7 protein-coding genes are annotated in these 11,439 nt (G+C 54.6%); 3 read left to right on the forward strand and 4 right to left on the reverse strand.

Features of this window, described 5'->3' with window-relative positions; translation table 11 throughout:
* Positions 1-131: 131 nt before the first annotated feature.
* The 4 genes from Q1Y74_RS02075 to Q1Y74_RS02090 form a co-directional block, all read right to left on the reverse strand.
* Positions 132-1,451 (reverse strand): ABC transporter permease, encoded by a 1,320-nt coding sequence (locus Q1Y74_RS02075; protein ID WP_300812053.1) that lies wholly within the window; start codon positions 1,449-1,451, stop codon positions 132-134.
* Between the two features lie 605 nt (positions 1,452-2,056).
* Positions 2,057-3,250 carry an FtsX-like permease family protein gene (locus Q1Y74_RS02080; protein ID WP_366914067.1) on the reverse strand — a complete coding sequence of 398 codons (1,194 nt, stop codon included), beginning with the start codon at positions 3,248-3,250 and terminating at the stop codon, positions 2,057-2,059.
* Positions 3,251-3,420: 170 nt separating this feature from the next.
* Positions 3,421-4,725, reverse strand: coding sequence for an ABC transporter permease (locus Q1Y74_RS02085; protein WP_300812054.1), 1,305 nt, complete (start codon positions 4,723-4,725; stop codon positions 3,421-3,423).
* A 179-nt stretch (positions 4,726-4,904) separates the two neighbouring features.
* The gene (locus tag Q1Y74_RS02090; RefSeq protein ID WP_300812055.1) at positions 4,905-6,155 is read right to left on the reverse strand and encodes an HlyD family efflux transporter periplasmic adaptor subunit; all 1,251 of its coding nucleotides are present in this window, start codon (positions 6,153-6,155) and stop codon (positions 4,905-4,907) included.
* A gap of 404 nt (positions 6,156-6,559) precedes the next feature.
* Between Q1Y74_RS02090 and Q1Y74_RS02095 the strand changes: the two genes are divergently transcribed.
* From Q1Y74_RS02095 to Q1Y74_RS02105, 3 genes are all read left to right on the forward strand, one after another.
* The gene (locus Q1Y74_RS02095) at positions 6,560-7,879 is read left to right on the forward strand and encodes a TolC family protein (RefSeq protein ID WP_300812056.1); all 1,320 of its coding nucleotides are present in this window, start codon (positions 6,560-6,562) and stop codon (positions 7,877-7,879) included.
* Between the two features lie 304 nt (positions 7,880-8,183).
* Positions 8,184-9,257 carry an HlyD family secretion protein gene (locus Q1Y74_RS02100; protein ID WP_300812057.1) on the forward strand — a complete coding sequence of 358 codons (1,074 nt, stop codon included), beginning with the start codon at positions 8,184-8,186 and terminating at the stop codon, positions 9,255-9,257.
* A gap of 154 nt (positions 9,258-9,411) precedes the next feature.
* Complete coding sequence (locus Q1Y74_RS02105) at positions 9,412-11,046, forward strand: MFS transporter (protein ID WP_300812058.1); 1,635 nt, start codon at positions 9,412-9,414, stop codon at positions 11,044-11,046.
* Positions 11,047-11,439 lie beyond the last annotated feature (393 nt).

The following is an 11,439-nucleotide window of genomic DNA, read 5'->3' on the forward strand; positions in this document are numbered from 1 at the left end:
CCATAGGGTTTTGAGGATAAGTCTGAACATAAATTTCTTGTTTTATGCAGTTGACAAGGGGACGAGGCTTCAGGACACGAGGACCTGCCTTGTCAACTCGTTTACTTGTCAACTCGTCAACTTATTAATAATTATCTTTTCTCATAAAGCGAATACACAATCGGTTTGCGGAGCGACATCCACGCCGGCAGGAGGGCCGACAGCAGGTTCAACACCAGACAGAGCAGGAAGGCGATGCCAAAGACGGCAGGCGCGAAAAGCATCTCGCCCGACACGTAGGCATCGACACCCTGCGGCACAGCTTCGGACCACCGGTCGAGCAGCGTGAAAATCCACTCACGCCCCAGGTAGACAACAATCCACGCCAGCACCAATCCCAACAGACCGCCCGCCAGCGTCAGGAAGAAGTTTTCCCACATCACTTGCGAAAGCAGTATATTGCGTCCTGCGCCAAACGATTTACGTACTCCCATCTCGGCCAGACGGCTCTCCATGCGGCTGGCAATAAGTCCGCTCAGATTGAGCGCGGGCACCAGCAGGAGCACCAGCACCACGACTATCAGATAACCCGCCGTTTTCCAGGGGTTGAAGCCGGCATCCGACGGATAGCTCTGGAAGACGCTCAGCCAATGTGAAGTGGGTTGCTTCCACAGTTCCATCTGCCACTGATCCTTGTACTGCAGGTTCACCCGCCTCGTCAGGTCTTTGATTTCTGCCCGCAAGGCATCGGCCTGCGCTTCGTCCCTTACAAGAAAAGTGACGGAGAATTTGCCACAATAGGGAAACTGAGCTGTACTCGGTTCCTTATAATTTTCGTCTACCGAATAGGGCAAATAGACCTGCGCATACGACTGAGAGGTGAGGTAGCTGGCACCGCGCACTACGCCACACACCCGATAGTTCACATAATCCAATGAAAAGGAACGCCCGACAACATCCTTCGTCGTACCGAAAAGGCGACGCGCCAGGTCATCGGAAATCACAGCCGTATGGATGCCGCTCTCCAAATCAGAATCGGTAAAAGGATTTCCCTCCAGAAAGCGGAAAGAATAAATACGGAAAAAGGCAGGATCTACCAACTTCACAGCCACATTAAAGTCGCCGCTCAAATCGGCCGGCTGTATGTAAGTGGAGTTTTCCATGCCATAATCCACAATGGCAGAAACTTCCTCTACGTTCTTCAACGGATACATCCACTCCTGCACAGCCTGAAAGGACAACCTGAACTGGGTAGTCATTCTTTCCTTGTCCGAGTGGAAGCTGGCACTGGTGAGATACAACGTATTCCCCCGGTTCACCTCGGGATATACAGGCGCCAGCTTCACGTAATAAACCACCGCCATCACAACCGTCATGGCAATGGCCAGCCCCGTGCCGGCAACGTAGAGCGTACTGAACAGGCGGTTCTGCCTGAACAACGCAAGGGCTTGTTTGAAATAGGTTTTCAGCATGATAATCAAAAGCCTCACCCCCGACTCCTCTCCCAAGGAGAGGGGAGGAAGGATATGGCGGTTATTTAGTTTTCTCTTATTCTTATTATATATACATATTTATGTTTCGCAAGTTTATTAACGGGTTGTAGTTAAGAAGTTAAGAAGTTAAGGAGTTAAGCCAATACCTTTTCTATGAATGGTAAAATGGTTAATGATGAATGGTTAATTAATTCTTCATTTTTCATTTTCTTGTCTATCGGCTTTAACTCCTAAGCCCACCCTGGTGGAACCTCTCCCCCTTCGGGGGGAGTTGGAGGGGGCTTCCTTCTTTTTCTTTCCCATGCTTTTCAAAATGGTTTCAAGCAATGAAACCAGTAGTTTCAAGCAATGAAACCAGTAGTTTCAAGCAATGAAACCGATGGTTTCAAAGAATGAAACCGATAGTTTCAAGGAATGAAACAAATCTGAAACTACTGGTTTCATTGTCATGACAACCGTTGAAACTTTTTTCCATTCTGCTTGTTTCCATTTGATACCTTCTGAAAATACACGCGCCAACAGGTATCTATGAATCATCACCCTTAATCCCCCTCTCTTTGGGAGAGGGGTTAGGGGTGAGGCTTCTACTCCTCCCTCAACGCCTCCACCGGCAACGCACGTGCCGCACGCCGTACAGGGATATACGTCCCGACCAGCGCTATCAGCACCAGAACCAGGTAGCTGAGTGCCAGCACCACGGTGAAGTGGAAGCCGAAACGGTTTTGCCCGTAGGCGGGATTGGGCACGAACTTGTCATTCATCTCTACCGCGTACAGGCCGTTGACATGGGCATGATAATACAGGAAAGGGATAATCAGCACAAAGGCCACCGTCAGCAACAGCCAAGCTTCGATGAGGAACTGCCGCACGATGCACCCTTGCGAAGCGCCCATGCTGCGCATCACCCCAATCTCGCCGCGACGGGCATTGCTGCGTATCCAGAAGGTGCCCACCATACCCAGGAAGATGCAGAGCAGGGCGAAACCCGTCAGGGCGTATTGCAGGCGGAGCTTGTTGGTGACGCCGCTCTTCATGGCATAGGCCTCGCTCAGCTCCGAAAACTCCTTCAGGCTGTCGAAGTAGAAGTTGCCTACGGAGAGCTGCGGCGCCACTTCCTGCTGGAAACGCTGCTTGAAAGCCGATACGTCCACACCCGGCTTCAAACGGATGACAAAATTGTACCACCACGGCATATACGGACTTCCATACATTTCGCTGTACATGGTGACAAAGAGCGGATAAGGTTGCTCGTAGTCGCGGTGCTTGAAGTCGCGGAATACGCCTGCCACCTCCAAGGCATCCTCGTCCTGATAGACTTTCTTGCCCACGGCATCGGCCGTACCGAAAAGGCGCCAGGCCAGCCGTTCGGAGATGAATGCCTTGTCCTCCACCTGCTCAGGCAGTCGGATGTCACCGCCCGTACGGGCATCCTTCATGCCATAGGTATGAAGCATATTGCTGCCATCGGTTGCCACAAAACTATAAGACTGGGCATGTACGAAGCCTTCCCTTTTATGCAGGGAAGCGGTATCGGCATAGATTTGCGTACCGCTCCACGAGCTGCTACAAGGGAAACTTTGATTGCCGGCAATGGCCCAGCACTCCACCTCGGGCTGCTCGCGTACGATGCGGGCAAGGCGTGTGTAGGCCACCAGATTCATCGAGTCGGAAGCCATGTCGGGGTCGAAGTTGCCGTTCGTCCCGTCGTACATGCCGATGTTCACCACGTAAAGCCTTTCGGGGTTATACCCTCGGTCGATGGAACGGTTGGCGGTCAATACATAGATAGGGTCGATGACGGTCCAAAGGAAGAAACTGACGACCAGCAGTTCCAGGAATATCCAGCCGTTCTGACGACGCTGGTTCCAGCACAGGTATCAGCCTTTAACTTCCAAGCCCGCAAACGGGCTATAACTCCTTATAACTCCATTTTACTCCTTTACAATAATTATCTCTTCGTATTCAACGATTCCATGATCGGATGCCGCATCGCCCCAAGCGCAGGCACAAGGGCCGACACCACATTGAGCACCACGCACACGGCCAGTGCGCTGCCGAACACGGCGGGATTGAACAGCATCTCGGGCGTGAGCGACGTGGAGAGCGAAGTGTTGTAGATGTTCTTGTCGAACAGCGTCAGAATCCAGTCGCTGGCCGTCAACACAATCAGATAAGAAAACAACAGGCCTGCCAGACCGCCCAGCAGCGTGAGCAGCAGGTTCTCGCAGAGCACTTGCTCCAGCAGGCGGCGGCGTGTAGCTCCGTAGGCCTTACGGATGCCCAGCTCGGCAATGCGGCTGTCCATGCGCGAGGAAATCATGCCGCTCAGATTCAAGGCAGGGATGAAGAGCAGGGCCAGCAGGATGTAGAGGAAGTCCTTGACAAGCTCCATCGTGTCGGGTGCCTTCTCCACATCCTGGCGGAAAGTGCTGAGCCAGTAAGGATCGGGCTGACCCATCAGGTCGTATTCATAATCCTTGTCCTGCTGGGTATAGCGCCGGAACGCATCCTGCACCTCGCTGCGTACCGCTTCGAGGTTCTCCGCATCGTCCACCAGCAGCGATACATACACATTGCCCAGCAAACCGAACCGGTCCAGCTCCTTGGAAATGTACTGCGCATTGAGCAAAGGCAGCCACACGTCGCCTGCCGTCTCGGGCGTAGCATTGGAAACATCCCGCACCACGCCACACACGCGGTAGTCGCGTCCGTTGAAGGTGAAGTGCCGACCCTCCACTCCTTCGACGGCGGCAAACAGTCGCTTGGCCAGCGACTCACCGATGACAGCCACTTGCGCCTTGGCCTCCACATCTTCCTGCGTGAAAGGCTGGCCGTCGACAAAGCGGAAGGAAAAGACTTTCCAGAAAGCGCCGTTGGCAAAACGGGGGGTAACCTTGAAGGGCTTTACGTCTGCGGCAGACACCTGATAATCTCCCCAAAAATCAATTATACTGCCCGCCACCTGCTCCACATGAGGCAGTCCCGGCAGCATCTGGTCCACCACATAATAGGCCACGCCGCCGTTGATGGTCCAGTTCTCGGGCTTTCCCTTCGGGTAGCGCTTTATCGGCTTCAGCACCAGCGTGCGGTCGCGGTTATACTCGGGATAGACGGGGCCGAACTTGACATAGAAGATGATGAACAGCGTCATCACCAGCGCAATGGACAGGCCCGTGCCCACCACGTAGATGCCTGTAAAGAGGCGGTTCTGCCGCATCAGGGTCCAGGCTTGTTTGAAGTAGTTTTTCAGCATAATCACTATTTTAGTAGTTAACGGGAGTTAAAAGGAGTTACCACTCCGCTCTGCTCCGTTCAAGGAGTTAAAGGCCAATAGAAAAGAGAGCGGACAAGTCGAAGTATCAGCTTTTTACTCCCAAGCCCGCCCCAGGCGGGCAATAACTCCCTTTAACTCCTTCTAACTCCTTAATCATATTACTTTTTCAGCTTCAGCTTGTTCTTGTTCTTATACTGGCTCATGTCGCTCACCACCACCTGGTCGCCCGGTTGGAGCCCCGAAACCACTTCGACATACTCGAAATTGGAGTCGCCCAGCTGCACCTTACGCTTCACAAGCTGACCTTCACCGTCGCGTACAAAGAGGTCGTACTCGCCACGGCCCACATAGTACGAGGCATTGGCCACGCGCATCACGTCTTCCTTCACGGCGTTCATCACGTAGACATCGGTCTTCAGGCCCGAACGCAGGCGGCGGTTGCTGTCGTCCTCCAGCTGCACGGTAAAGGAGATGACACCGTTCTTCGAGAGCGGGGTGACGCTGCTCACCTGCCCTTCCAGCTTCTCGCTGCCTATCTTCACGATGGCCCGGCCGCCGGCTGCCACGCGGTCGCCGTAGGTATCGGCTATCTCGCCCTCCACCTTGAAGTGGCTCAGGTCGGAGATGACAGCAATCTGCGTGCCCTCGCCCACCTGCGCACCAATCTGGTTATTGATATAGGTAAGGATGGCCTTGCGGGGCGAACGCACCTGCGCGTCGTCCAGCGTGCGCTTGGTCTCGGCCAGGCTCTTGCGGAAGATGCTCAGGTCCAGTTCCTGCACCTTGTATTCGGCGGCCAGCACCTCCTGTTCGTTTTCGTACTGCTGGCGAAGCTGTTCCAGTTCCAGCTGGGCCACGTTGACGCTCAACTCAGCCTGGCGCACCTTGTCGGTGGTGCCCGAACCGAGACTGTCCAGATACTGCTCGTTGCGCAGCTCCACCTTCATGCGGTTCAGCTTCATCTCGGACACCTTGATCTGCATGGCCAGGTCTTTCAGTTTAGTCTCGTTGTTCACCCGCAACTGCTGCAGCTTGTAGGTGCGCATCTGCTCCTCGTCCAGCTGTTTCTTGTATTCGGTCTCGGCGCTTTGCAGGTCCAGCTTCAGGATGGGCGTGCCCACGTCCACGCTGTCGCCGCCTTTCCTGTAGACTTCGAGGATGCGGGTATTGATGGGCGAGTTGATGATTTCCTCGAAGGCCGGCACCACCTTGCCCGAGGCACTGACGCTGACCTCGATGGTTCCCTGGTCTACTTGTGAGAAGACGAGGTCCTTCTCCTTGACGCCCGTCCGCATCAGCGAGATGAGTACACTGATGACCACCACACCTGCGGCACCTGCTATGCCGTAGCGTATCAGTTTCTTGTTGCGCTCCTTGCGGCGCACTTCTTTCGGAATTTCTCTATCCATACCTTTATATTATATTGTTCTTATTTTCTTTACCTTTATTCTTCTGTCAGATTTTCTCTTCCTACCGATGGAAACGGACAATCCGAAAAGATTTACACTTTTTTCCTGCGAAATACGTGCCAAAACCATAATATCTTGATTAACAGTAAAAACAAAGAAATATCAAGTGTCCGAAATCGGACACAGTGTACACTTTTGGATAGTCTGTTCCGAACAGCTACACCCTTCGGGGTTCTTCCAAAAAGAACAGAACGGCCGGAATCTGCGGTCGTAAAAGGAAAGAACAGGTATGGAATTGGGGAAAATATGAACGAAAGCGAAAATATGAATAGTCATAGAAGAAATATAGACGCCTTCATTCCGGCATAACCATCTATCTTTGCGGCAAATAACAAAAGAAATATATGATAAAGAAATTGTTCACATTCGCATTTGCCTGCCTGCTAACGGGAAGTGCCGGAGCACAAGAAGTTCTCTCATTGAGCCGATGCCTCCGGATAGGCATCGAAAACAACCTGACCCTGCAAACCAAGCAGAACGACGTACGCAAAGGCCGTCACGCCATCAGCGAGAACCGCGCCAGGCTGCTGCCGCAAATCAACGCCGTAGCCGCCTTCAACGACAACTTCAACCCGCCCGTGTCGGTGACCGACGGTTCGGCCTATGGCAATCCGTACAACGTGACGAAGACCCTGCAATACAACGCCAGCGCAGGCCTGCAACTGCAGATGCCGCTCTACAACCAGACGGCTTATACGGCAGTAGACATCGCCCGCACCCTGGACAACATCAACCGCCTCACTTACCAGAAGGCCCGCGAAGACCTCATCCTGCAGATAGCCAGGATGTACTATCTGGGACAGAGTACCGCCGAACAGATAGCCATCATCGAAGGCAACATAGGCCGCCTGCGCGAACTGCGCGACATCACCCAGGCCTTCTACGACAACGGCATGGCGATGGAGGTGGACCTGAAGCGCGTCAACATCAACCTGGAGAACCTGCAGGTGCAGTACGACAACGCCCGGGCCATGCTGACCCAGCAGCTCAACCTGCTGAAGTACGTCATGGACTATCCCGCCGACATCGCCCTGGAGCCTGTGGACACCGAAAACATCCGGACCGCCAGCCTGACCGGACTGGACACCAACCAGTACGAACTGCAACTGCTCCGCTCGCAAGGCGAACTGGCCGAGCGACAGAAGCGGATGATTGCCCAGGGCTACCTGCCCTCGCTCAGCCTGACCGCCAACTGGATGTACTCGGCCTACACGGACAAGGCCCGGAACTGGTTCCACTCAGGCCCGTCCAACCGCTGGTACGACTCGAACGGCATCGGCCTGACGCTGCGCATCCCCCTCTTCGACGGACTGGACAAACGCGCCAAGCTGCGCCAGGCGAAGATTGACATTGAGAACATCCGCCTGAACCAGGAGAACATGCAGAAGAACCTGGAGACGCAGTACCTGAACGCCACGAACGACCTGATGAACAACCGACGCAACTTCCTGAAGCAGAAGGATAACTACCAGCTGGCCGAAGACGTCTACGAAGTGACCACCGACCGCTACCGCGAAGGCATCGCCTCGATGACCGAAGTCCTGCAGGACGAGATGCGCATGAGCGAGGCACAGAACAACTACATCAGTGCCCACTACAACTACCGCGTCACCAACCTGACCCTGCTGAAGCTAACGGGACAGACGGACAGCCTGCTGAAATAGGAGGGGACAAGGGGACGAGTTGACGAGTTGACAAGGGGACGAGTTGACGAGTTGACAAGGGAACAAGTTGACGAGTTAACAAGGGAACAAGTTGACGAGTTAACAAGGGAACAAGTTGACAAGGGGACAAGGGAATAAGGAGTGTCCTTGTTGCCTGAAGCCTCGTCAACTTGTCAACTAACCAACCCCCTCGTGGACTGAAGCCTCGTCAACTCGTCAACTAACCCCAAACCCCTCGTTGTCTGAAGCCTCGTCCCCTCGTCAACTAATTTAAAAACATTCAATCAAAATCATATAAACAGTCATGAAAACGAATCACACTTTACAAGAACAAGCCAAGAAACTGCGCAAAATGCGCCGTCGCCAACGTATAGCCAGCCTGCTGGGCATCGCCGTCCTCGCCTGGGGCGTGGTGCAGGCAGCCATCCTCTTCCTGGACTACAAGAGCACCGAGACCAGCAACGACGCCCAAGTGGAACAATACATCTCGCCCGTCAACCTGCGCGCCTCGGGCTACATCCAGAAAATCTGCTTCACCGAACACCAGGACGTACGCAAGGGCGACACCCTGCTGGTACTGGACGACCGCGAATACCGCATCCGCGTGATGGAGGCCGAAGCCACCCTGAAGGACGCGCTGGCCGGAGCCACCGTCATGGACGCCACCCTGCAAACCACCCAAAACAACGCCTCGGTGTTTGATGCCTCCATTGCCGAAATCGAAATCCGCCTGGCCAAGCTGGAGAAAGACCGCCAACGCTACGCCAACCTGCTGAAGCGAAACGCCGCCACGCCCATCCAGCTGGAACAGATTGAGACCGAATACGAAGCCACCCGCAAGAAACTCGAAGCCGTGAAGCGCCAGCAGCAGGCTGCCCGCTCGGGCGTGAACGAGGTGTCGCACCGCCGGCAGAACATCGAGGCCTCCATACAGCGCGCACAGGCTGCTCTCGACATGGCCCGCCTCAACCTGTCGTACTGCGTGGTGACCGCTCCCTGCGACGGCAAGCTGGGACGCCGCGCCCTGGAGGAGGGGCAGTTCATCGGCGCCGGACAGACCGTCACCTACATCGTGCCCGACACGCAGAAGTGGATTGTAGCCAACTACAAGGAAACGCAGGTGGAGAACCTGGCCATCGGGCAGCAGGTGCGCATCAGCGTAGACGCCATCAGCGGCAGGGAGTTCACCGGACGCATCACCGCCATCTCCGGCGCCACCGGCTCCAAGTACTCGCTGGTGCCCACGGACAACTCGGCCGGCAACTTCGTGAAGATACAGCAGCGCATCCCCGTCCGCATCGACTTCGACCACCTGAGCCGCGAGGACAACGAGCGACTGGCTGCGGGGATGATGGCGGTGGTAAAGACGGTTAAATGAAGAACGAAGAATGAAGAATGAAGAATTTTTTCTAAATGAGGCATATTACGTTCCGCATGGAAATTCTTCATTCTTCATTCCTCATTCTTCATTTCCAAAAATTCTTCATTTCCAAAAATTCTTAATTCTTAATTCTTAATTCTTCATTCCCCCTATGTCTTCCTATCCCCGAAACTACCCCTTCTACAACTGGGTGCCCAAACCGCTGGGCATCCTGATACTGGTGTTGCTCTTCATCCCCATCCTCACCGTGGGCGGCGTCTATACCGCCAACAGCGGCGAGATGATGAGCGGACTGGGCATCCAGTCGGAGCACATCCAGTTTGTCGGCTTCCTCACCTCCATCGGCATGGCCGCCTTCTCGCCCTTCTTCTACGAGCTGGTGTGCATCCGCCGCGAAAAGATGATGTGCCTCACGGGCTTCGTCCTGATGTACGCCCTGAGCTACGTGTGTGCCAAGACCGACAGCATCTTCCTCCTGGCGCTGTGCAGCCTCGTCATGGGCTTCCTGCGCATGGTGCTGATGATGGTCAACCTCTTCACCCTCATCAAGTACGCCTTCGGCATGGAAGCCACGCGCAACATCACGCCCGGCAACGAGCCCCGCGATGCCGAAGGGTGGGACCGACTGGACAGCGAGAAGAGCGTCAGCATGCCCACCATCTACCTGTTCTTCATGATACTGGGACAGGTGGGCACCTCGCTCACCGCCTGGCTGGCCTACGAGTACGAGTGGCAGTACGTCTACTACTGCATGATGGGCATGACGCTGCTGGCCATCCTCGTCATCTTCGTCACCATGCCCTACCACCGCTATCCCGGCCGGCGCTTCCCCATCAACTTCCGCAAGTTCGGCAGCGTGGTCATCTTCTGCGCCATGTGTACGTCGGTGGTCTATGTGCTGGTCTATGGCAAGGTGCTCGACTGGTACGACGACCCGACCATCCGCTGGGCCACCGTTGCCGCCATCGTGTTCACCGGCCTGTTCATCTATATGGAGGCCACGCACCGCTCGCCCTACTTCCTGACGGGCGTGTTCCGTCTGCGCACCATCCGCCTGGGCGTCGTGCTCTTCCTGCTGCTGATAGTGCTGAACTCCAGCGCCCTGTTCGTCAACGTCTTCACCGGCGTGGGCATGAAGATAGACAACTGGCAGAACGCCGCCCTGAACAACTGGGCCATCCTGGGCTACTTCATCGGTGCCGTGGTGGCCATCGCGCTGGGCAAGCGGGGCGTACACCTGAAGTATCTCTTTGCCCTGGGCTTCGTGTTCATCGGACTGTCGGCCCTGTTCATGTACTTCGAGGTGCAGACGGCCGGACTGTACGAGCGCATGAAGTATCCCGTCATCATCCGTGCCACGGGCATGATGCTGCTCTACTCGCTGACCGCCGTACTAGCCAACCAGCGCATGCCCTACAAATATCTGTCCACCTGGATCTGCATCATGCTGACCGTGCGCATGATGCTGGGGCCCGCCGCAGGCACCGCCCTCTACACCAACGTGATGCAACAGCGCCAGCAGCACCACCTCACCCGCATGGCCCACGATACCGACCTGACGTCGCCCGAAGCCGCCGCCAGCTATACGGGCACCGTCCGGGGCATGATGCTGCAAGGCAAGAGCCGCCAGGAGGCCGAGCAGATGGCCGCCCTCTCCGCCAAAGGCAAGGTGCAGGTGCAGGCCACGCTGGCCTCCGTCAAGGAGATGTCCGGCTGGACGCTCTATGCCTGCATGGGCTGCGCCTTGCTCGTGCTGCTGATACCTTACCGAAAGAGAAGTCTGTAATCTGTAAAGAGAATATAAGATTATACAAATTGAAAAAATGAATTATCGCACCATTTGAATAGAAAGTTTCAACTGAGTTAAGTAAAATCAAAGAAAAGAAAGCAAGCAACGCCATCAAACCCAAAACAGAATATTGTAACAGACTCCAGACAAAACATTATTTTATGTACTTGTTATACGAATGATTCAACGCAAGATAGAAGAGTATGTAGTAATTCTGATTTTACCTACCTAACAATAGGTATTTTGATCCGTTAAATGCTAAATATATATCATAAGAAGATAGACAGTGCAGGAAAAGAGGTATTTTTGTAGCGCCCTTTCGGGCTGTCGCATTTTCCATCGTCTCTGTCACAAGGAGTACCGGTGGTGCGGCTTTTAATCCTTTAAACA

The organism is uncultured Bacteroides sp. (assembly GCF_949298305.1).
Taxonomy (GTDB): Bacteria; Bacteroidota; Bacteroidia; order Bacteroidales; family Bacteroidaceae; genus Bacteroides.